Raw genomic sequence first — 22,665 nt, 5'->3', positions numbered from 1 at the left:
CGCAGCGACGCTCACAGGCGTGGATGCCGAGCCCTGAACCCATCGACATCCAGCTTTTCAGGGATTTCGCGCACCAGTGCCTGAACCACGGCCACGTCGGCGGGCAGCCAGTCCAGCTGACCCAGATCCGACGTCTCGGTCCAGCGGACCGCATCGTGCGAGTCCGCAGGGACAGGCTCGCCGGAGGTGATCCGGACGAACCAGACCCGCATGGCGTAGACGGACGAGATGGGCCAGCAACCCGCCGCCGGGTGAGCCAGCTCCGCACCCACCTCGATCTCCACCCGGAGCTCCTCGGCGATCTCGCGGATGAGAGCGGCCGTCGGTTCTTCGCCAGGCTCGACCTTCCCACCGGGGAACTCCCACCGACCCGCAAGCTCGGCGGGTCGGCAGCGCCGCGCCGCGAGCAGCCGGGTCGGCCGGTCGAGATCGTCGACGATGATGGCCCCGACGACGAGGATCTTCTCGGTCATAACCTGACACTCTGCCAGCCGGCGGCTCCCGGGTTTCGGGCAGTCGCGATCGGATAATGTCGTGGCGGCCTGTTCCATCCGGGCCGGCGGTAGAGCACAAGACCTGACCCGGAGGTGAGTCGTCGAACGTCCTGTAGCCGTGAGGCGAGGCGCACTGGCGGTGGCGGCCCTGATAGTCGTCGGGGCCCTGGTGCTCGTCCTGCTCCAGCCGTGGCGGACCGCCCCGAATGCCAGCCGGCCGCTGTTGGTGCCCAACCCGAAGGCGATGGACATCGCAGGACCTCCGGTGGTCCTGGATACCGGCGTGACCATCGGCGTCACCTCACAGACCGACCCGGCAGCACTCAGGCTGCTGCGCAGCGCACTTCGTTCGCACTCCATCTCCGTCACCGAGCAGCGCGGCCGGGCCAGGGCCTCGGGCACCACCATCCTGCTGGGCCCGATCTCGAGTCTCCGCCACGAGCTCCCGGCAGACGCCGACCTCAGCAGGAGCGAGGGCTATCTGCTCTCCATCGCCGAGGACCTGATCGTGATCGGCGGTGTGGATGGCGCCGGGCAGTTCTACGGCGTCCGCACCCTGAGCCAGCTGCTCACCCCCGACAACGGCCGCCTGACGGTTCCGCAGCTCATGATCACCGACTACCCGGATCTCCCGGTGCGCGGCGTGGTCGAGGGTTTCTACGGCTCGCCCTGGTCGCAGGCGGAACGACTCGACCAGCTTGACTACTACGGCAGCGTCAAGCTGAACACCTACATCTACGCACCCAAGGACGATCCCTACCATCGGAGCCGGTGGCGCGAGCCCTATCCTCACGCGAGGCTCGCCGAGCTGAGGCAGCTGGTGCAGCGGGCCGCAGACAACCACGTGCACTTCACGTTCGCCCTGTCACCGGGTCTGTCGATGTGTTTCTCCAGCGGCACCGACCGATCGACACTGTTCGCCAAGCTGCAGACCATGTACGACCTGGGGGTGCGCTCCTTCGCCATCGCGCTGGACGATATCGACTACACCCGCTGGCACTGCGACGCCGATGCGAGCCGGTACGGAACGCCGGGGTCCGGCAGCGGTGGCAGAGCGCAAGCCGAACTGCTGAACGTCATCCAGCGCCGCTTCATCGACACCCATCCGGGCAGCCGCCCGCTGCTGACGGTGCCCACCGAGTACGGCAGTGTCAGCAGCTCGGCCTACAAGCGATCACTGAGCTCCCGGCTCGACCCGAGGATCGTGATCATGTGGACCGGCGTCGGAGTGATCCCGAAGTCGATCACCCGGGCAGCAGCCGAGCAGGCATCCGTGGTCTGGGGCCGGAAGGTCCTGCTGTGGGACAACTATCCGGTCAACGACTTCCCGAACAGCGCCGGCAGGCTGCTGCTGGCCCCGTACGCCCGGCGTCAGGCGGGCCTGTCCGCATCACTGGTCGGCATCGTGGCCAACCCGATGAACCAGGCGGCGGCCAGCAAGGTCGCGCTTGCCGGCGTGGCCGACTACGCCTGGACCGACACCGGCTATCACCCGCAACGCACCTGGCGATGGGCCTTCCAGCAGCTCGCCGGCGGGGACCGGGACACCACCGAGGCGCTGCTGGTGCTCGGCGACCTGTGCCACCTGGCCCCCACCAGCGGCGGGACCTGGCAGCCGCAGGCTCCACGGCTGAAGGCTCTGACCGCGCGGGTCAGTGCCGACCTCGACCACGCCGACCTGTCGGCTCTCCGCGGCTATGCGCGCCTGATGGAGGCCGGCCCGGCTCTGATGGAGGCACACGTCAGCGACCAGCAGTTCCTCTCCGACACCAGCGACTGGCGGAAGGCGATGGGCACCTGGGGGCGGGCACTGGACACCGTTCTGGATGCGGTCGAAGCCCGACGCAGCGGGCAGCGGGAGAGGGCCCAGCATCTCGCCGACCAGGCCGGCCGTCTGATGAGCGAGGCCCGGGCCGCCAAGGTCACCACCAGCAAGAACGCCTGGAGCCAGCACGGACCGGTGCCCGTCAAGCTCGGGGACGGTGTGCTGGACACCTTCATCAGCACCACTCGCGCCACCCTCGCCCGAGGCTGAGTCAGTCGGCGACGAGCTGGCGCGCCAGGGCGACCGCACCTCGGACCGGAGGCTCGGTGGGGAAGACCATCGGCAGGCCGAGCTCGTCCAGCACCCGCTGCTGCACCGGAACGCGGATGGCGGGCACCTGCCGGAGGATGCTGCCGGCGGCCGCGACCGTGTCTGCCTGACAGCCCCGGTCACGGATCAGCCGGACGAGCCGGACCAGCTCGTCCACCGCGTCGCGGATCACCTCGGCGGCAACCGGCGAACCGGCCTCGAAGGCGGCCACCACAGCCGGTGCCCACTGCGGCCAGATCGGATCGGCCAGCCGGATCATCAGGTCGGGCAGCAGAGTCACGTCGTCAACTCCGGAGGCCTCACACAGAGCCGCGTCCAACACCGGATCCGTCCGGCCCTCGTGGGTGCGACGCAGCAGCCGCCGGACCGACTCACGTACCAGCCCGGCGCCCCCGCCCTCGTCGCCAAGCGCCCAGCCCAGACCGCCGGCATAGAGGCCGTGCCCATCGCGATCCAGGCCGACTGCGATCGAGCCGGTACCGCAGACCAGGCCGATGGCCGAGCTCAGCCCGGCGGCTGGGCCCAACAGATGCGCGTCGTTCAAGACCAGCACCGGGCAGCTGACCAGTCGACCGAGCTCATGCTGCAGCGCCAGAGCCTGGTGATCGCTGTCAGCGCCCTGCGCTCCCACCATCAGCGCCACCATCGTGCCCGCACCGAGACCCAGCGACGAAAGCACTCTGCTGACATACCTACCTCGCGCGGCGGCGTCCTGGCCCTGCCATCCGCTGGTGGTTACGGTACGGTCCAGCAGCTCGTGGCCAGCCGGTGTCTCCACCACCCGGACGTGGGTCTTGGTGGCCCCGACGTCGATGCCGACCAGCACCGCGTTGTCGACTGTGGACTGCTCTGTGGCGATCATGGCTGAACCTTCTCATCAGGTGGCGATGGAGTCGCCTGCCGGTGTCCAAGAGGGTCCGCAGGGCTGCGGGGTGCGGCGTCGGTGATGATGGTTCCATGATCAGGCACACGGTCGCGTTCTCCCTCCACCACTCAGCCGGCTCCGCCGAAGAGGCCGACTTTCTCGAGGCGGCACGCGCGCTGGCCGACATTCCTGGCGTGCAGCAGTTCGAGCAGCTGCGCCAAGTGAGCCCGAAGAGCGAGTTCACCTTCTGTTTCTCGATGGAGTTCGGGACCCAGCAGGCCTACCAGCACTACAACGACCACCCAGTGCATACCGCGTTCGTCCGGGGGCGATGGGAGCCTGAGGTCGCCGCCTTCCAGGAGCTCGACTTCGTGCCGCTGTCCACCAGCTGATCGGCGGACCGCCCTTCGACAGGCTCCCGGCGCGTCGACAGGCTCAGGGCGCGTCGACAGGCTCAGGGCGCGTCGACAGGCTCAGGGCGCGTGATCAGGCAGCTGCTCCAGCAGGACGACAGCGCTGGCGCTCGCGGCCGACCCCTCACCCTCGGGGCCGATTCCGTCGTTGGACCGGGCCTTGACCGACACCTGGGCCGGATCGAGGCCGAGAGCGAGCGCGATGTTGGCTTTCATCTGGTTCAGATGCGGACGCAGCCGCACCGTCCCGAGCACGATGAAGCTGTCCAGCGAGCTGACCACATAGCCGGCAGCCCGCACTGTCGCGTTCAGCTCGCTGACGAAGTCCAGGCTGCGGGCATCCTCGGCCTCCGGGTCGTCTTCGGGGAAATGGGTCCCGAGGTCCCCGTCGGCCAGGGCGCCGGCCATCGCGTCCACAATGGCGTGGCAGAGCACGTCCCCGTCGGAGTGCGTGACGAAGCCGACCGGAGCATCGATCAGCACCCCACCCAGCACCAGCGCCCCGCCGGGCTCCAGCCGGTGCAGGTCGTGGCCGAGCCCGACACGATGTGATCCGCTACCCACTGCCGCTCCCGCCTGTTTCTGGCGATGGTACGCGACCAACGCGCGCAGATGATCACCGTGGCACTGGGTATCGTCTCTTAACGGTGAGAAATCCAGAGGAGGCGCGGTGAACTTTCTGAAGAGGTTGTTCGGCAAGGACGAGGAGTCGGGCGAGGACCTGCCGATCACGCTGGACGTCGAACGCCGCAAGGCCCAGCTCGGCCGGCTGGAGAAGGCGCTGGACGCCCTGGTCGACGCGATGAGCGAGGACCCGACGCAGCTCTCCAACCCAGGCTGGAAGGGACGGATCGCCGAGTATGGCCGGCTGGCCGGAGAGGCGATGACGCAGCGACGGAGCGTTCCGAGCCGGGAGAGCCTGCTGGATCTCTGTTTCGAGATTCGACCGGTGTTCTCCGGCGAGATCCCTGCTGGCATGGAGTGGATCGGCCCCCTCCAGGACGAGGTGGTGGCCGCCGCCAGGGAGCTGCAGGAGCTGCTGCCCGGGGAGCGTCCCAACTGAGCCCGCGCTGACGTTGGTCCACTAGGCTGGCGATCCATGGTGGTGAGAGTGCGGAGGTGGTGGCGGCGACCCGGCCCGAGCCAGCGCCGGCGGCCACCGCCGCGGGCGCTCATCGACTCGAGCCGCGGCAGGTCGCCGTTCCTCTACCAGCTCCCGTTCGTCGCTCTGCTGGGCCTCATCCTGGTCGCTGTCGCGCTGTTCACTCCCGCGACGCTGGGCGCTCGTGGCGTCTTCATGGCGATGTCCACGGTGATGGTGGCCAGCACGATGGCTCTTGCGGTGCGATGGTCAAGGCTGCCGCACTGGGCGGTGGCGATCATTCCGATTCTGGACATCCTGGCAGTGCCCTTCCTGCAGGACAGCCTGGGTGGGGTGCGGGTGAGCAGCCTGATGATCATCCCGGCCGTGTGGATGTCCGCGCAGTGGTTCCTGCCGGGGGTCCTGGTCTCCTCCTCGGTCGCCATTCTGGCCATCTGGAGCGCGGTGCCGTTGGGGGGTGCCGATCCCTTCGCCGACCCGTCACGGTTCTTCCTGCTGCCGGCGGTGATCATCATGGTGGGGGTCGCACTGGCCCTCATCTCCCGGCGTGGTGGGGCGACCCAGGCGATGCTGGAGCAGCAGAGCAGGCTGACGGAGAAGGCGCTCGAACGGTCCAACCGGCAACAGCTGATGCTCGACGGCATTCTCAACGCCATGCCTGTCGGCATCGTCGCCCTCGATCGGGACGGCCAGCCGACCATCGTCAACCGGAGGCACCGGCGCCTGCTCGGCCGGGACTTCGGCGGCCGGGTACCGACCGACCGCGACCTCGAGCTCACGATGTTCGAGAGCGACGGCAGCACCCCGCTGAGCAAGGAGGACAGCCCGCTGTCGAGGGCCAGGCGCGGCGAGTCCTTCGACCATGCGCTGGTCTGGGCCGACTCGGCTGTGACCGAAGGGGAGCTCTCCGCACTGGACATCTCCGCACGACAGATCAGGGACGAGCGCGGTGAGCCGGCCGGCGCCGTGCTGGCCTTCTTGGACGTCACCCGTGAGATGGAGGCACTGGCGGCCCGGGAGGAGCTGATCGCCGCCGTGTCGCACGAGCTGCGTACGCCGCTCACCTCCATCGTCGGTTATCTGGAGCTGCTGCAGGACCACGCCGAGCTGTCCGACCAGTCGCGGCAGATGGTCGCCGTGGCGTCGAGCAACGCCGATCGGTTGCTCAAGATCGTCTCGGACCTGTTGGCTGCCGCGCGCGAAGGCGATGCCCCGATGTCAATCGCACCGGTGCAGATCGACCTGGTTCCCCTGATCCAGGACAGCATCCGGCTGATCCAGCCGCGCGCGTCAGAGGCCGGCATCGAGGTCCTGGCCAGCCTGCCCTCTTCTCTCGAGGTCAACGCGGACGGCTTGCGCATGCGCCAGGTGATCGACAACGTACTGTCCAACGCGGTGAAGTACGGTCGCGCCAACGGCCACGTCTGGGTGTCCCTGTCCCAGGGCCCTGCTCATGAGCACCGACCGGAGGATGGCACGGCACGTCCGTCCCAACTGGTGCGGCTGACCATCGCCGACGACGGCATCGGCATCTCGGCCGAAGGTCAGGGGCGGCTCTTCACCCGGTTCTACCGTGACGAGTCGGCTCGCCGGACGTCGGTCCACGGGGCGGGTCTCGGACTGCACATCTCGCGCGCGATCATGAGGCAGCACGGGGGCGACATCCAGGTCTCCAGTGAACCTGATGTCGGCACCACTGTGACCGTGATGATCCCGCTGCGGCCCGCAGCGGCCACCACCAGAACCGACGGAGCCGTTGATGCTTGATCTCCAGACGATCCTGATCGCCTCGTCACTGGTGGTCACCATGATGGCGGTTCTGTTCGTTGTGGACTCGCTCAGCCGACCACTCGACGAGGTGAGCCGGATCTGGAGCCTCGCCTTCCTGTCCGGTCCATTGGCGTGTTTCGCCTTCCTCGGCACCACCGTCAACGCGTTGGCCCTCGGAGCCACCGTGTTGGGAACCTTCGCCATGGTGCTGGCGATCGCAAGCCTGTGGTCTGGTTCCCGCGCGTTCAGCGGCCGGAGCGACCGGCTCTGGGTGGCGCTGCTCGCCTCGGGGGTGGCGGGCCTGGCGGTGCTGGTGCGCTGGTCAGCGGACGGCACCTGGGCCGGTGCCGAAGTGATGTTCCTCGCCCTCGCCTGTTTTGCGCTGCTGACCAGCGCCGAGTCCCTGCGGCTGCCGATGCGGGCCTACGCCAATGCCAGGATCCTGGCGCTCGGCACCTTTGCCGGTGGCATGTACTACGTCGTCCGGCTGGGCGTCTACCTGGTGCTCGGGCGCGACAGCCGGATCTTCCAGCACTACTTCGGCACCGAGATCACCACAGTGGTCGTGATGCTGCTGGTGATGACCTCCGGCATGTCCATGATCGCGCTCCGCGGCGAGGAGGCGCGTCACGCGCTTTTCCACGGCTCCACCCAGGACGTCCTCACCGGGGCGGCGACACCGGTCTCCTTCCGGATGCACGCCCGGCCGCTGCTGGAGAAGGCGGCTGAGCAAGGCTCCTCGGTCGCCATGGTGCTGGTCGACCTCGACCACACCACCGATACCAACATCGCCGTCGGGCGCAGCTATGTGGACCGGGTCCTGCAGCGGTTCGTCAGCATGGTCCGTGACCGGCTGCCGACCGGAAGCCTGGTCTGCCGGGAGTCGGGGGACAGGTTCGCGTTCCTGCTGGTCGACGCCACCGAGGAGGAGGCGGCCCACCATGCCGAGGACCTGCGGACCCTGCTGGAGGGGCGCCCGTTGGTGGCCTCCGATGCGCGGGTGAGGATGACGGCGAGCTTCGGCGTGGCCTCGTCGGCCAGCGCCGAGTACGACGTGGAGCGGCTGATCGGAAGGGGGACGCGTGCCGTCGAGGCGGCCAAGATGGCGGGTGGCAATGCTGTCGTGATCGCCGGCCGGGACTCGGCGACCGAGCTGTAAGCGATTGACGGCGCAGCAGGCGAGCAAGGCTGATGCTTTCTTTGGCAAATCTTGAGCATAACGACCTGCAACGCCGATGGGCTCTTAACATTGATCGGCCAATATCTTCTCGTGGCCATGAACGCGGACTCACAGCAGTCCCCGGTCAGGGCCGAAGGTCTGACAAGGCTGCCTCGGGGGTGGAGGTAGCGGTCGGGAGTTGTCACTGATGGTTCACCGCCAACATCGAAGGTCCGCTTCGGGGGAAGGGTCAGCGGTGGGTGAGTGGTCAGCGACTGGATCTATTCGGGGGAAGGGATCCATTTCGGGGGGAGGGTTGGTCTCGTTCATATGGCCGGGACCGACCAGCCCTACCGTGCGCATCCGCTAGCTCAGGCCCTCTTCACGCACTCTGTTGTCGAGTACTACTGACCTCTGGGCATGGCCAGCCGGTAGCCCACACCTCGTACGGTCTGCAGATAGCGCGGCGAGACGACATGGTCGTTCAGCTTGCGCCGCAGGTTGGCCAGATGAACCTCGACGGTTCGGCGATCGGCGTCACTGACATAGCCTCCGCTGCCGGGCTCACCGCGCAGCAGCAACGCCAGTTCCTCCTTGGACACCACTCGGCGCCGTCCCTGCACGATGGCCAGCAGCAGGTCGAACTCGCTCCGAGTCAGCTCGAGCGGTTTGCCGTCCAGCTCCGTCAGCCGCATCTCGGCATGGATCCGGAGCCCGTTGTGCGTCAGCCACCCCTCGTCCTCCGGTACCGAGGCGCTGCTCTCGGCGCGGCCGGTCGGGCGGGTGGGGGAGGTGGTGCTGACCGGATCGGGGGGGTCGGGGCGCGGCGCCGGATCCGGTGGGGGCAGCCCACCGCGCGGTCGCCGCAGCATGGCCTCGATCCTGGCTCTGAGCTCCCGCGGCCGGAACGGCTTGGTGAGATAGTCATCGGCACCGGAGTCGAGGCCCATCAGGGTGTCGATCTCCTCGGTCCTGGCCGAAAGCATGATGAGGTACGTGTGGCTGAACCGTCGGATCTGCCGGGCCACCTCGAAGCCGTCGATGCCCGGCAGACTGATGTCCAGCGTGGTCACGATCGGGCGATAGCGACGTACGGCCTCGACGCCGTCGGGGCCGGTTCCGACGGCGTGGACCTCGAAGCCGGCCTGGGTGAGCACCGCCTCCAGCAGGTTGCGGATGTCGGCATCGTCCTCGATGATCACCGCCACCCGCCCCACCGTGTCCACATGCGTAGGCTATCGAGGCTGGCAACCCCTTCGACCGGCTCAGGGCACGGCCGCAGGCTCAGGGTGCGGGGTTGGTCGCGTTCTCTAGACTTCAGCGACATGATCACCTCGCCGTACGCGGCAGCGCTGGACGCTCTGGGCGGACGGCGCCGAGTGTCGAGGGTCGCCGGCAGCGCGACGGCGTACTGGGTCTACGGCGAGCAGACGGCAAAGCCGCCGCTAGTGGTCGTACACGGCTTCCGGGGTGATCATCACGGGCTGGAGCCGATCGTGGCGCAGCTGGCCGGACGTCAGGTCATCGCGCCGGACCTTCCCGGTTTCGGCGAGTCGTCGCCGTTCACCGATCGTCGTCACGACGTGGACGGCTACGCCGGCTGGCTGGTCGACTTCGTGGCACAGGTGACGCCCGGCGGCCGGACCATCCTGCTCGGGCACTCCTTCGGCTCGGTCGTCGTCGCTGCCGCGCTGAGCCGCGGACTGGCCGCCCACCGCGCGATCATGGTCAACCCGATCGCGGCGCCGGCCTTGGCCGGACCCCGGGGCGTCCTGACCCGCCTCACCGCCGGCTACTACCGGTTGGGTGCGGCGTTGCCGGAGCGGCTCGGTCTCGGGTTGTTGGCCAATCGGGGCATCGTCCGGGGGCTGAGCATGGTGATGGCCAAGACACCAGACCGCGAGCGACGCCGGTGGATCCATGACCAGCACCATCGGTACTTCAGCAGGTTCGCCAATCGGCAGGTGGTGCTGGAGGCCTTCCGTGCCGCGACCGGCACCGACGTCAGCCAGTACGCATCGACCATCCCCGTTCCGGTGCTGTTGATCGGCGCGGACCGAGACGACGTCACAGCACCGGCGGCCCAGTACCATCTCGTCTCCCTCTTTCCGAACGCCGAGCTGATCATGATCCCGCGGGTCGGGCACCTGATCCACTACGAGGCACCCGAGCGGGCTGCCGCGGCGATCCTCGCCTTCACCGGTCCTCAACGTCACGCCGACAACCCGGCACCGCCGTCCCCGGACGGATCTGGATGAGGACGGGTGTGAGGTGAAGATCGTCGTCGACTGCCGTTATATCCGCCTGGGTCGGCACGACGGGATCAGCCGCTACACAGCAGGCATCGTCACCGAGCTGGGGCAGCTGAATCCGGTAACCATGCTGGTCAGCGACCTGCGGCAGTTGGAGATGCTGCCCGAGCTGCCGTACCAGCTGGTCTCGGCCCCCACCAGCCCGCTCGAGCCGCTGGTCGCCCGGCAGGTCAACCGGCTGCAGCCCGATGTGGTGTTCACCCCGATGCAGACCATGGGCTCGTTCGGCCGACGCTACCGACTGGTCCTGACCGTGCACGACCTCATCTACTACCGGCACCCGGCACCGCCGCCGGAGTTCGCCGCCTGGCTGCGGCTGATCTGGCGCCTCTACCACCTGACCTGGTGGCCGCAACGGCTGCTGCTCAACCGGGCCGATGCCGTGGTGGCCGTGTCCGAGACCACCCGGCGGCTGCTCAGCGAACACCAGCTCACCCGCCGTCCGGTGACAGTGGTCCCGAACGCGGCTGAACTGTCACCTGCGGCGGGGCAGCCCTCCCCCGACCGCTCCCGGGCCCGCTCGCTGGTCTATATGGGCACCTTCATGACCTACAAGAACGTCGAGACCCTGGTCACGGCGCTGCGGCTGCTACCCGGTTACCGGCTGCATCTGATGAGTCGGGTCAGCGACGCGGACCGGTCCAGGCTGCAGGGGTTGGCGCCGCCCGACGCCGACCTGGTCTTCCATGACGGCGCCACCGACGAGACGTACCACCGGACGCTCGCCGGCGCCCAGGCGCTGGTCAGCGCCTCCCGGGACGAGGGGTTCGGGATCCCCCTGGTCGAGGCGATGGCGCACGGCACACCGGTGGTGGTGAGCGACATCGAGATCTTCCGCGAGATCGGCGGTCCGGCGGCGGTCTTCGCCGACCCGGACGACCCCGCCACCTTCGCCGCTGCCATCCGAGGTCTGGAGGATGCCACGGAGTGGAACCGCCGGTCAACGGCCGCCTTGGCCCAGGCCGGACGGTACTCCTGGCACCGCTCGGCCCAGACGCTGCTCGACCTGTGCCGGCGCCTGGGTGGCGAGGACGGCTGACGACGCGACGCAGAGCCGGGATGGCGGCCGGATGAACTCACGCTGAACCCGGGGAGTTTCAGGGTATGTCCGGGCTGCGGAGTTTGGCCGTCGGTGAGAGAGTGAGGGTGTGCCCGTGTTCGCCGCCCTAGCACCCTGGCTGAGCACTGCGATGGCGATCTCGCTCGCAGTGCTGGGCGCGTTGTGCTTCGCGACTGCGGCTGTGCTCCAGCATCGAGAGGTGGGCAGGGCGGTCGATACGGCCGAGAGCTCAGGTCGCCCCCGCCGACTGGACCTGCCCGCGATACGTGAGCTGATCCGTACCCCCCGCTGGCTGATCGGGCTCGGGCTGATCGGGCTCGGGACGCTGGTGCATGTGACGGCGCTGATCCTGGCGCCCGTCACCATCGTGCAGCCGATCGGCGTGCTGGCGGTGCCGGTTGCCGTGCTCCTGTCGACCCGACACTCCGCTCTGCAGCCCACCCGCGGGATGGGCATCGGAGTGGCGCTGAGCGTGGTCAGCATCGCCACCTTCGTCTGGTTCGCGACCGGGCAGGCGGCCATTCAGCCCGTGTCGGAGGAGAAACTGGTCGGCGCCGGGGTGATCGTCGCTGTCGCTGTGGTCATCCTGTGGGCTGTCGCCGTCCGCGCCCCGCTCTGGCTCCGCTGCATCGCGGGCGCCTGTGCCGGGGCGATGAGCTTCGGCCTGGGGTCGGCTCTGATGCGCACCGGGGCGCAGGTGGTGAACTGGAACCTGGCGAACCTGCTCAACCCGCTGGTGATCGCCATCGCGATCGGCATGGTGGTGGCGATGTGCGTCGGGGCCTGGTCCGTCCAGCAGGCCTACGCCTCCGGCCCGCCGGAGGTGGTGCTGGCCTGCCTGACCGTGATCGACCCGTTGGTCGCCGTGGTCTTCGGCATCGTCCTGCTGGGTGAGGGTGCCTTCATCGGACTGGGCACCGGACTGGCGATGGCCGCCTGCGCCGTTCTCGCTACGGTGGGGGTCATCACCTTGGCGAAGCATCATCCCGATGCTGCGCTGCGGCCACAGCCGGTGCCCGTGACACCGACCCAGCGTCGACAACCGGTGGCCGCAGGACAGATCTTGGAGAAGGAGCGGTCTTGAGAGTCGTGTTGGGGGTTGACACGTATGCGCCGGACGTCAATGGGTCGGCCCAGTTCAGCCGCCGGCTGGCGCTCGGACTGACCGAGCGGGGCCATGAGGTCCATGTGGTGTGCGCGTCCGACAGGGGTCCTGGCCGCGTGGAGTCGGTCGACGGGGTGATCGAGCACCGGATCCGTTCCTACCGCTATCCCTGGGCGGAGTCGTTCCGGGTCTGCATGCCGTGGGACGCGAAGCTGCAGGTCAACAGACTGCTGACCGACCTCCGGCCCGACGTGGCCCATCTCCAGTGCCATATCCTGCTCGGCCGCGCCCTCGCCGCGGCAGCCAGGTCCCACGACGTGCCACTGGTCGCCACCAACCACTTCATGCCGGAGAACGTGTTCGGCTACGTGCCACTGCCTCGCGCGCTGACCCGACGGCTCGTCTCCAGCTGGGTCTGGTGGGACCTGAACCGGGTCTTCGGGCGCGCGGACCTGGTGACCGCGCCGACGCCCCGTGCCGTCGAGCTGCTGGAGGCCAACACCAACATCCGCGGTGCTCGTGCCGTCTCCTGCGGGATCGACTCGGATCGCTACTGGCAGGCCAGCCAGCTCGCAGGCACCGGCGACGGCCCGTCCGTGCTGTTCGTCGGTCGGTTGGACCAGGAGAAGCACGTCGACCAGCTGATCCGGGCGTTCGCCCAGCTGCCGTCAGACCTGTCAGCCAGTCTGGAGATCATCGGCGACGGGGAGGAACGGTCCGTGCTGCGCGCGCTGGCCGCGCGACTGGGCGTCGAGGACAGGGTCCACTTCCACGGCTTCGTGTCGGATGCACAGCTCCTGGCGGCCTACGGACGCTGCGCCGTCTTCTGCATGCCGGGGGTGGCCGAGCTGCAGAGCCTGGTGACGCTGGAGGCGATGTCGGCAGGCAAGCCGGTGGTCGCCGCCGACGCGATGGCCCTGCCCCATCTGGTCCACCACGGCAGGAACGGCTGGTTGTTCGCGCCAGGTGACGTCGAGGATCTGACCGGCCGCTTGTCGGACCTGCTGAGCGACCCGCAGCGGCGGCGTCGGATGGGTGAGGCGAGCCGCGCGATCGTCGCTGAGCATGCCCTCAGCGCAACCCTGGACAGCTTCGAGGAGATCTACAACCGGGTGGCCGGCCGCCGGGAGGTCGCTGTCGACGAGGACGAGGAAGAGGCGGCCTGACCGGCCCGGCACCTTGACGGAGCTGTTGGGCCGGGTTCACACTCCGACTAGATGCAGGTTGCTGCGTCGACCAAGGATGTGGGGGCGCCTTGATCGTTCTCATCGGCGGTACCGGACGGCTCGGGGAGCAGGTGCTGTCCAGGCTCGAACCCTCCGGCATCCCGCTCAGGGTGGTCGCCCGCCATCCCCCCACCGAGCGCTGGCGGGACGATCATCCCCGGGTCGAGTGGCGGCTCGCGGACGTTCGTGACCGTACGGAAGTGGATCAGGTCCTGGCAGGCGCCCGGACGGTCGTGTCGATGGTGCACGGTTTCAGCGGCACCGACGGCAACTCGCCCGAGACTGTCGACCGTGGCGGCAACATCTCGCTGATCGAGGCGGCCGAGAAGATCGGTGCCGACCTGGTGCTGCTGTCGGTCACCGGAGCGGCTGCCGACAGCCCGATGGAGCTGCACCGGATGAAGTACGCCGCCGAGCAACGGCTGCGGCACGCGAGCATCGGCTGGACCATCGTCCGCTCGGAGGCCTTCATGGAGACGTGGGCGGGGCTGCTGGAGCAGACGGCCGGCCGATCCAAGCGGCCGCAGGTCTTCGGCCGCGGCGACAACCCGATTGCCTTCGTCTCGGTCAAGGATGTCGCCGAGGTCGTGAGCCGCGTCGTCCAGGACCCGTCGCTGCGTGGCCGCATCCTCGAGATCACCGGACCGGAGACGTTCACGCTGCGCCGGCTTGCCGCTGCCGTGATGGCTGCCCACCAGTGGCCCGGATCGCCGCGCCGCGTCCCTCGCGGACTGCTGAGGGTGATGGCCCTGGCGACCGGGCGGATCAGACCGATGCTGGCCCGGCAGGCCCGGGCGGCGCTGGCGATGGACGAGCTGCCGAGTGTGATCCGGCAGCCACCCCTGCCCGGCATCGAGCTCACCCAGCTCGGCGACGTCCTGCACAGCTGACCGTCGACCTCCGGTGGCCGTTGCACCGAGCCTCATCGCCGAGGTCGACGGTCAGCCGATAGGTTGGCCGCTGATCGTGATGGAGCGGACCGCTGGGAGTGGCAGATGTCGGGTGGGATCGGCGCCGGGGAGGGCCTGGCAGGCACGAGGGTCCTGGTGACCGGGGCGAGCGGTCGGATCGGCAGGGTCACCACTGCGCTGTTGAACGACTGCGGCGCCCGGGTGACGGCCCTGTCGGCCAACGAGGAGCCCGCGCTCGAGGCTGAGCGGGTGCTGGTGGGCGACACCAGGTCCGAGGCTGACGTCGCCGACGCCCTGCAGGAGGTCGAGGCGGTGGTGCACCTGGCCGCATTGGCGCACAGGGACATCGACACGCCCTACAACGTCTACACCACCAACGTGGTGTCCACCTTCAACGTCCTGGCCCAGGCGGGTGCCGCCGGCATCCGCCGTGCCGTGGTGGCCAGCAGCATCAACGCCTACGGCGTGCCGATGAACCACCATGAGGTCACCCCGGCCTACTACCCGCTCGACTCCGACATCCCGGTCGACATCGACGACTGGTATTCGCTGTCGAAGTACAACGACGAGCAGACGGCGCGGATGGCCTGGCGGCACTGGGGGATCGATGTGGTCTCGCTGCGCTTCCCGTACGTCAACGACGCGGACGCCATCCGTCAGCACAGCGAGCGGCTGACCGCAGACCCGGCCGTCGGCGTGCGGGAGGGCTGGTCCTACCTGGACAGCAGGGATGCGGCGCGGGCCCTGGCGCTCGGGATCACCGCCGAGTTCACCGGGGCTCACCGGCTGTTCATCGCCGCCGACAGCACCTGCGTCCCCTATCCCACCGCGGACCTGCTGAACGCGTTCGCCGCTGACACGCCCAAGACGAAGGCGTTCATCGGCCGCGAGGTACCGATCGACCTGAGCGCTGTCCGGGCACTGCTCGGGTTCCGTGCCGAACACGAGATCGAGGTGGCCGAGATGCCGTTGCCACCGCACCTGGCCTGAGCCCGTCCGACGGGCCGTGCGACCCCCTAGATGCTCTGACCCCCTAGATGCTCTGACCCCCTAGATGCAAGGAGAGAGCCGATGGCAGCAACCGAGGCGAGCTTCGCCCAGCCCTGGCCGGTGCGGGACGAGGTCCGGATCCGTTCAGTCCGCACGATCGTGACCGCGCCGGAGGGTATCCCGCTGGTGGTGGTCAGGATCGACACCACCACACCGGGACTGTTCGGCCTCGGCTGCGCCACCTTCACCCAGCGCTGGCGGGCGGTCCGCACCTTCGTCGACGAGCACCTGGCCCGGCTGCTGGTCGGCCGCTACCCCGGTGACATCGAGGATCTCGTTCGACTGGCTCATTTCGCCGGCTACTGGCGCGGCGGCCCGGTCACCAACAACGCGATCTCCGGCGTCGACCAGGCGCTCTGGGACATCGCCGGAAAGCGGGCCGGCCTCCCGGTCTACGAGCTGCTCGGGGGCAAGGTTCGGGCGGCGGCCGACACCTATGTACATGCCTCCGGCGCCACGATCGAGGAGACGATCGCCAACGCCCAGCGGTTCGTGGCAGCCGGCTGGCGGCACGTCCGGCTGCAGGCCTCGACTCCGGGTGGCGGTGGCTACGGTTCGCCACGCATCCCCGGTGAGTACCCGGACGCTCCCTACCCGGACGGTTGGAGCGCCCGCGACTACCTGCGTCGGGTGCCGGACCTCTTCGCCGCCGCGAGGGAGGCGCTGCCACCCCATATCGAGCTCCTGCACGACGTGCACTCGAGGCTGACTCCCAAGGAGGCCGTGCTGCTCGCCCGCTCGCTGGAGCCGTACGGGCTGTTCTTTCTCGAGGACGTGCTCGCACCCGAGCACTGGGACAGGCTGCCCGAGGTCCGTGCCGCGAGTCCGGTGCCGATCGCCGTCGGCGAGCTGACCACCTCGATGACCGACGCCGTGCGGTTGGTGCGCGACGGCGGCGTCGACTTCATCCGCAGCCACATCTCCGGCATCGGTGGGCTCACCCCGGCCCGCAAGCTGGCGGCGCTGGCCGAGCTGGTCGGGGTCCGAACGGCCTGGCACGCCCCTGGCGACACCTCACCCGTCGGGGCGGCCGCCAACGTGGCGCTGGACGTGTCGTCGCCTGCGTTCGGGATCCAGGAGGGGCACGTCTACAGCAAGGCCACCCATGAGGTGTTCCCAGGGACGCTGCCCATCATCGACGGCTGGATCCGGCCGAACGAGGCCCCGGGGTGGGGGATCGAGCTCGACGAGGAGGCTGCCGCCGCTTACCCGGCCGACCTCTCCGGACATGACGCCTGGGCGGCGGGGGTGCGGCGGATCGACGGTGCTCTGGAGGCCCCGTGATGGCGCCCGGTGGGTCGGCTGCGAGGCATCGGTAGCATCACCATCGTGCGTCGTGCGGACCGCCTCACGGCGTCTCGGGTGACACCCTGCCGCCAACACCCAATGAGGTCACATGAGTCTGCTTCGGCTCGCCATCGGAACCGGTCCTGTCAACGCCCGCAGCTCCAAGAGCGGAGTGGGCCTGAGAGGTCTGCACGCCATCGGCTACCAGGTGGACGAGGCGGCGGCGGATGAGCTCAGATCCCAGCTCGAGCCCATCGACCGGGTCATCGCCGTCGGCGACCAGCTCAGTTATGCCGTCTACCCGACCTTCGCCGAGCTTGGCGGAGAGGTCGAGGCGGGGTGCGCGTCGACCGCGGTCAGCGTAGACCTGCGCTTCGATGACGGCGGCAGGCTGTCCGAGCTGTCGGTCCGCGACCAGCACGGCGTCCTCGTCGACCCCGGCTCCCAGTACCGGTCCAAGACCCTGGTCGTCGACCAGTGGAACCTCAAGACGGTCGACCTGGCCTCGGCCGCCGGTCGGCGGGTGTCGGCGGTCGAGGTCGTGGTCGAAGGGCTTGGCCGAGCGGCCACGGGCTGGCTCGACGAGGTCCGGATCGGCCCGATCGCGGCCGTCAGCGCCGACGCGAAGCCGACGGACTGGGTCCGTACCACCCGTGGCACCCACAGCTCGGGGCAGTTCTCCCGCGGCAACAACGCGCCGCTCGCCGCAGTGCCGCACGGGTTCAACTTCGTCACACCGGTCACCGACGCCGGCACCCGGCGCTGGATCTATTCCTGGCATCAACACAACGGCGCTGACAACCGGCCGGCACTGCAGGCGCTGGCCTTCTCCCACATCCCGAGCCCCTGGATGGGGGACCGGGCGATCTTCCAGGTCTGCCCGACCTCTCAGCCGGGCGTGCCGACGGCTGATCGGGAGGCGCGGGCGCTGTCGTTCGACCATGATCACGAGACCGACCGCGCCCACTACTACGGTCTGCACACCGACAGCGGACTGCAGATCGAGCTCGCCCCGACCGACCATGCGGTCATCATGAGGTTCACGTTTCCCGACGACAATGCCGCGTTGATCTTCGACCAGGTCGACGGGAACGGTTCACTCACCGTGACCGGCAGCACCGAGGACGGCAGGCCGGTGGTGACCGGGTACGTCGGGGCCGGAGTGGCCCGTGGCTCGCTGCTGCCGCCGATGTATGTCTACGGCGTGGTGGACCGGCCGGCCACCGAGTCAGGATTGCTGGCGGAGCCGGGCCGGGAGCGGGTCTGTGGCTACCTGCGGCTGGACGCTGGCGCGGACCGGCGGGTCGAGCTCCGGCTGGCGAGCTCGTTCATCGGCGTCGAGCAGGCGGCCCGCAACCTGGCCCAGGAGCTCGCGAGCGACGTGACCTTCGAGGCCGTCGTGGCTGCGGCTGACGCGCAATGGCTCGAGCGGCTGAGCCTGGTCTCGGTCGAGGGCGCCACTCAGGACCAGCTGGTCACCCTCTACTCGAACCTCTACCGGCTGTTCCTCTATCCGAACTCGATGAGCGAGAACATCGGCACCCCGGAGTCGCCACGCCTCGCCTACGCGAGCCCCTTCCAGCCGCCGGCGGGTCCGCACACGGCCGAGAGCACCGGCTGCGTCGTGGTCGACGGCGCGTGTTCGGTGAACAACGGCTTCTGGGACACCTACCGGACCTGCTGGCCGGCTCTGACCCTGCTCGACCCGGAACGCGCCGGCGGACTGCTGGACGGCTTCGTGCAGCACTTCCGTGACGGCGGCTGGACCGCGCGATGGAGCTCGCCCGGCTATGCCGACTGCATGGTGGGCACCAGCTCCGACATCGTCCTTGCCGACGCCTTCGTCAAGAACCTTCCCGGCGTCGACTACGTCGCCGGCTACGACTCGGCGATCCGCAACGCCACCGTCCCGGCCACCGACCGCGCGGTCGGTCGCAACGGGTTGGAGACGGCCATCTTCCGCGGTTACGTCGACACCGACACCACGGAGGGGATGTCGTGGACGCTGGAGAGCGCGATCAACGACTACGGGCTGGCGGTCTGGTCGGAGCGTCTGCTCGCCGAGGCCGGACCGGAACATCCACGGCGTCGGGAGTTCGAGGCCAATGCGGTCTACTTCGGCTCGCGCGCCCTCGCCTACGCGCACATGTTCGACGATCGGGTGGGCTTCTTCCAGGGCCGCACGGCGGGGGGTGACTTCCGGTTGGGGCCGGAGGACTTCGACCCGGCCCTGTGGGGGTACGACTTCACCGAGACCAACGGCTGGGGGATGGCGTTCACCGTCCCGCACGACCCCGCCGGGCTGGCGGCTCTCTACGGTGGGGACGACCGGCTGGCGGCCAAGCTGGACGAGTTCTTCGCCACCCCCGAAACCGCTGCGGAGGAGCTGGCCGGCTCGTACGGCACGCCGATCCATGAGATGACCGAGGCGCGGACGGTACGAATGGGGATGCTGGCGCTGTCCAACCAGCCGGCGCACCACATCCCGTACCTGTACCTGCAGACCGGCGCGGCGCACAAGACCCAGGCGATCACCCGGGAGTGCCTCAGCCGGCTGTTCCTCGGCTCCGAGATCGGTCAAGGTTACCCGGGGGACGAGGACAACGGAGAGATGTCGGCCTGGTGGCTGTTCAACGCGCTGGGGTTCTATCCGCTCAGCCTCGGGTCGGGCGAGTACGTGATCACCACCCCGTTGTTCGAGCGGGCCGAGGTTCGGCTGCCGAACGGCCGGGCGGTGGAGGTGGTGGCGCACCGGCAGGCCGCCGATCACGTCTACATCCAGTCGCTGACCATCGACGGCAACGCCTGGCCGGACCCGGTGGTGCCCCATGACCTGCTGGCGGCCGGCGCGAGGCTGGAGTTCGAGCTGGGCCCAGAACCCTCCAGCTGGGGGAGCGGAGGCAGGCGACCGGCCGCGCTCACGCCGGCCGGGCAGCGCCCAACGCCGTTGGTCGATCTCACCCGGTCCCGGTCCGGCGCGGCCGCGGGCGGTCCCGGCGACCCGTCGCTGGTTTTCGACGACTCCTCCGCCGATGCGCTGACGCTGGCTCCCGGTGGGTGGGTGAGCTGCGCCTTCGACTCACCGGTCAGGCCGGTGCTGTACACCCTGACAGGATCACCCGACGACGGACCGCGGTCCTGGCTGCTCGAGGGCTCGGACGACCAACAGAGCTGGCAGACGCTGGACGAGCGCTCGGGCGAGTCGTACCGCTGGCAGCGGCAGACCAGGCCGTTCCTGGTCGACGGGCTGCGGCCGTTTCGACACTTCCGGCTCCGCCTCACCGGCGCCCCGGACGCGGAGCGTGCCGTCCGGCTGTACCAGTGGGAGCTGCTGGCCTGAGCACTGCACGGAATCGACCACTCATCAGGTGCCGCGCGCAGGCGCTCGGCGCCGCGCCGAGCAGCCGGCGCGACGAGCGGTCGATTCCTTGCATAGGGGCACTGGTCAGACCAGTATGACCAGTGCTACTGTACTGCCACTGATCGCACATACGGAGGTAGGAAGTGGCGAAGTCGCTGGTTCTCCAGACGGAGTTCAACAACCTGGAGCTGGAGCTCGACCCGGAGAGCGGCCTGCCGGTTCGACTGTGGTTACGCGACGGCGCAGACCGTCCGGCCGTGGAACTGGAGAGTTCGCTTCGGTTGGTCACCGGCGGTGACGAGGTGCACTCCCCGGTGGGCGGCCTCGCCTACCGCGACTGCGTCGAGATCGGTGACCTGCGTCGGGTGTCCGAACCGGTTTCGATGCTGTTGGCCGACGGCCGCAGCTTCCTCATCCATGCCGAGGCCGGCCAGTGGCAGGTGTCACTGCGCTACACCTTCCGCGGCGACGAGCCGCGGATCGGTCTCCGGGTCGAGGTCGAACCTCCCCGCGAGGGTGTCCGGATCCTGCGCAACCTGCACCTGGACACCAGAGTGGTCACCTCCGGGCAGACCGGATGGCGGCTGCAGGCGCCCGGCAGCCGGGTGCGGCCTGACCTGCCGCTCGAGCAGTTCGGCAAGCGGCTGGAGGTCTCCCCGGCCAGCGGCCTGAAGGGCTCGGCCGGACTGGTCGCGCTGGAGAACCTCGAGCAGCATCAGACCTTCGTCTGGTGGCCGTTCTCCCGCGCCGAGATCGGCGACGAGACGGTCGTCCCGGGTCCCGACGGTCCGGTGCTGGCCTGGCAGACCGACCTGTCCGGCGAACCCGAGCCCGGCGGCAGCCTCGAGACCGGTGAGCTCTTCCTCGACCTGCAGCCACAGACCTGGTCGCAGCTGTTGCCGGACCTGCGGCGCTGGCTGTCGGAAGGCATCGGCGTGCGCGGCCCGAACGACACGCCCTCCTGGATCAGGAGTGCCCGCATCTTCGAGGTGCAGATCGGGTTCTCGGTCTTCCACGGTGACTGGCGCTACGAGCCGTACCCCGAGGCTGCCGACCTGCTGGCGGACCTGGACCGGATCCAGGGGCTGGGCTTCACCACGATCCAGATCATGCCGCGGCACCCGTTCCCGAGCTACAACGTCTTCGACTACGCCGATGTCACGACGAGCTGGGGTGACGAGGACATCCTGCGCGAGCTCGTCCGGCAATGTCACCAGCGTGGCATGCGGGTGATCCTGGACATCCTGCTGCACGGTGTCGTCGACAAGGAGGCGGTGGCCCATGCCGCCGACGGCGTACGCAACGGCCCGTACTTCGCCCGGCTGGACGAGAAGACACCTCCGCTGTGGCAGGACGACGGGGAGTCCTACCTGGTGGCGTACAGCCGGCACATCGTGGACTTCGAGCCGTACTGGAGTGGCGGCTCCGCCGCCCGGCACCAGCTGGCGGACGAGCATCCGGAGTGGTTCTGCCGCGACTCCGCGGGCGAGATCATCGGCGTCTACACCAAGGCCTTCGACAACGCTCACCCCGGCTGGCAGCAGTACTTCATCGACAGTGCGGTCGCGCTGGTGGAGCGGCTGGACATCGACGGTTACCGCTTCGACGCGCCGACCTACAACTACTTCGCCAACTGGTCCGAGCGGAGCCGGACCCATGCCGGCACCTCCATGCTCGGCTGCCTGGTGCTGTTCCGGCATCTGCGCCGGGCGCTGAAGGCGGTCAAGCCGGACGTGATGCTCTACACCGAGCCGTCCGGGGTGTTGCTGCGCGAGGACATGGACGTCAACTACAACTACGACGAGCAGTGGCTGTTCGCCGCCGTGATGAACGCCGACCAGTCCGTCGACAACCAGGAGGTGCGCAACGGCCGCGAGCTCGGCCAGTGGCTCGCCAACCGTGACGCGCTGCTGCCGGCGGGCTCGATCACTGCTCACCACATCGACTCGCACGACACCTTCTGGTGGCCGCTGCCGGGCGGCAAGTGGATGCGGGAGCAGTTCGGGGTCGGGGCGACCCGGGCACTGACCGGCGTGTTCGCGCTCAGCGGGGACCCGTTCATGATGTTCGTCGGTGGCGAGCAGGGGATCGAGCAGGACCTGGTCACCATCGCCAGGCTCCGGGACGAGCGTCCTGAGCTGGCCGGTGGAGTCTCCGACTACACCAGCGTCACGGTCGACAACGATGCTGTCTATGCGGTCACCCGCCGCTCCGGCACGGACGCCACCCTGGTGCTGGTCAACCTTTCGACCGACTCCCTGACAGTCACCTGTCGCATCCCGACCACCCTGGTCAGCGCCGGTGGTCAGGACCTCGAGCTGCGGGATCTGTACGTAGCGGAGACCCTGACGGCGGCCGGCGGGGATGCTGCTGCGACGCTGGCTGTCGATCTGGCGCCGCTGCAGGTGCGCGCTATCGCTCTGACGTAGCAGCGGCGACGTCATCACCAGCGGCC

The 22,665-nt window shown here is 69.0% G+C and carries 18 protein-coding genes; 14 read left to right on the top strand and 4 right to left on the bottom strand.

Going from position 1 to position 22,665, the window contains the following annotated elements; genetic code table 11:
* Window positions 1-11: 11 nt before the first annotated feature.
* Entirely contained in the window at window positions 12-473 is a 462-nt protein-coding gene (locus JOE57_RS03935; protein ID WP_204916493.1) for a (deoxy)nucleoside triphosphate pyrophosphohydrolase, read from the bottom strand.
* Window positions 474-633: 160 nt separating this feature from the next.
* Between JOE57_RS03935 and JOE57_RS03930 the strand changes: the two genes are divergently transcribed.
* Window positions 634-2,529: a beta-N-acetylglucosaminidase domain-containing protein gene (locus JOE57_RS03930; protein WP_204916492.1), complete on the top strand. Its 1,896-nt coding sequence runs from the start codon at window positions 634-636 to the stop codon at window positions 2,527-2,529.
* Between the two features lies 1 nt (window position 2,530).
* Here JOE57_RS03930 and JOE57_RS03925 read toward each other — a convergent pair whose 3' ends face one another.
* Window positions 2,531-3,451 carry an N-acetylglucosamine kinase gene (locus JOE57_RS03925; RefSeq protein ID WP_204916491.1) on the bottom strand — a complete coding sequence of 307 codons (921 nt, stop codon included), beginning with the start codon at window positions 3,449-3,451 and terminating at the stop codon, window positions 2,531-2,533.
* Between the two features lie 95 nt (window positions 3,452-3,546).
* Between JOE57_RS03925 and JOE57_RS03920 the strand changes: the two genes are divergently transcribed.
* Window positions 3,547-3,846 carry a Dabb family protein gene (locus tag JOE57_RS03920; RefSeq protein WP_204916490.1) on the top strand — a complete coding sequence of 100 codons (300 nt, stop codon included), beginning with the start codon at window positions 3,547-3,549 and terminating at the stop codon, window positions 3,844-3,846.
* Window positions 3,847-3,927: 81 nt separating this feature from the next.
* Here the strand turns inward: JOE57_RS03920 and ispF are convergent, their stop codons facing one another.
* Window positions 3,928-4,431 (bottom strand): 2-C-methyl-D-erythritol 2,4-cyclodiphosphate synthase, encoded by a 504-nt coding sequence (gene ispF, locus JOE57_RS03915; protein WP_204916489.1) that lies wholly within the window; start codon window positions 4,429-4,431, stop codon window positions 3,928-3,930.
* A gap of 106 nt (window positions 4,432-4,537) precedes the next feature.
* Between ispF and JOE57_RS03910 the strand changes: the two genes are divergently transcribed.
* Genes JOE57_RS03910 through JOE57_RS03900 form a run of 3 tightly spaced genes read left to right on the top strand, consistent with a single transcriptional unit; the run spans window position 4,538 to window position 7,898 of the window.
* The gene (locus tag JOE57_RS03910) at window positions 4,538-4,930 is read left to right on the top strand and encodes a hypothetical protein (protein ID WP_204916488.1); all 393 of its coding nucleotides are present in this window, start codon (window positions 4,538-4,540) and stop codon (window positions 4,928-4,930) included.
* Window positions 4,931-4,966: 36 nt separating this feature from the next.
* On the top strand, window positions 4,967-6,736 hold the full coding sequence (locus JOE57_RS03905; RefSeq protein ID WP_204916487.1) for a sensor histidine kinase: 1,770 nt from the start codon (window positions 4,967-4,969) through the stop codon (window positions 6,734-6,736).
* Complete coding sequence (locus JOE57_RS03900; RefSeq protein WP_204916486.1) at window positions 6,729-7,898, top strand: GGDEF domain-containing protein; 1,170 nt, start codon at window positions 6,729-6,731, stop codon at window positions 7,896-7,898. The genes JOE57_RS03905 and JOE57_RS03900 overlap by 8 nt, the downstream gene beginning before the upstream one ends.
* 404 nt (window positions 7,899-8,302) lie before the next feature.
* Here JOE57_RS03900 and JOE57_RS19115 read toward each other — a convergent pair whose 3' ends face one another.
* Window positions 8,303-9,124: a response regulator gene (locus JOE57_RS19115; RefSeq protein WP_204916485.1), complete on the bottom strand. Its 822-nt coding sequence runs from the start codon at window positions 9,122-9,124 to the stop codon at window positions 8,303-8,305.
* A gap of 99 nt (window positions 9,125-9,223) precedes the next feature.
* Between JOE57_RS19115 and JOE57_RS03890 the strand changes: the two genes are divergently transcribed.
* The 9 genes from JOE57_RS03890 to JOE57_RS18875 all read left to right on the top strand — a co-directional run bounded on the left by JOE57_RS03890 (window position 9,224) and on the right by JOE57_RS18875 (window position 22,639).
* Window positions 9,224-10,156 carry an alpha/beta fold hydrolase gene (locus JOE57_RS03890; RefSeq protein ID WP_204916484.1) on the top strand — a complete coding sequence of 311 codons (933 nt, stop codon included), beginning with the start codon at window positions 9,224-9,226 and terminating at the stop codon, window positions 10,154-10,156.
* A 13-nt stretch (window positions 10,157-10,169) separates the two neighbouring features.
* Complete coding sequence (locus JOE57_RS03885) at window positions 10,170-11,249, top strand: glycosyltransferase (RefSeq protein ID WP_204916483.1); 1,080 nt, start codon at window positions 10,170-10,172, stop codon at window positions 11,247-11,249.
* Window positions 11,250-11,358: 109 nt separating this feature from the next.
* Window positions 11,359-12,354, top strand: coding sequence for a hypothetical protein (locus JOE57_RS03880; protein ID WP_204916482.1), 996 nt, complete (start codon window positions 11,359-11,361; stop codon window positions 12,352-12,354).
* 5 nt (window positions 12,355-12,359) lie between these two features.
* Window positions 12,360-13,541 (top strand): glycosyltransferase, encoded by a 1,182-nt coding sequence (locus tag JOE57_RS03875; RefSeq protein WP_338041392.1) that lies wholly within the window; start codon window positions 12,360-12,362, stop codon window positions 13,539-13,541.
* An 89-nt stretch (window positions 13,542-13,630) separates the two neighbouring features.
* Entirely contained in the window at window positions 13,631-14,491 is an 861-nt protein-coding gene (locus tag JOE57_RS03870; protein ID WP_204916480.1) for an SDR family oxidoreductase, read from the top strand.
* Between the two features lie 105 nt (window positions 14,492-14,596).
* A complete protein-coding gene (locus tag JOE57_RS03865) occupies window positions 14,597-15,502 on the top strand; it encodes an NAD-dependent epimerase/dehydratase family protein (protein WP_204916479.1) in 906 nt (301 codons plus the stop codon).
* An 81-nt stretch (window positions 15,503-15,583) separates the two neighbouring features.
* Window positions 15,584-16,846, top strand: coding sequence for an enolase C-terminal domain-like protein (locus JOE57_RS03860; protein WP_204916478.1), 1,263 nt, complete (start codon window positions 15,584-15,586; stop codon window positions 16,844-16,846).
* Window positions 16,847-16,958: 112 nt separating this feature from the next.
* Window positions 16,959-20,189, top strand: coding sequence for a GH92 family glycosyl hydrolase (locus JOE57_RS03855; protein ID WP_204916477.1), 3,231 nt, complete (start codon window positions 16,959-16,961; stop codon window positions 20,187-20,189).
* A 164-nt stretch (window positions 20,190-20,353) separates the two neighbouring features.
* Window positions 20,354-22,639, top strand: a complete 2,286-nt coding sequence (locus JOE57_RS18875; protein WP_204916476.1) for an alpha-amylase family glycosyl hydrolase — start codon at window positions 20,354-20,356, stop codon at window positions 22,637-22,639.
* Window positions 22,640-22,665 lie beyond the last annotated feature (26 nt).

Origin of the sequence: Microlunatus panaciterrae, assembly GCF_016907535.1 — a bacterium.
In the GTDB taxonomy this organism is placed as follows: domain Bacteria; phylum Actinomycetota; class Actinomycetes; order Propionibacteriales; family Propionibacteriaceae; genus Microlunatus; species Microlunatus panaciterrae.
The sequence above is the reverse complement of the archived record's forward strand: the minus strand, read 5'-3'. Positions and strand labels throughout refer to the sequence as shown.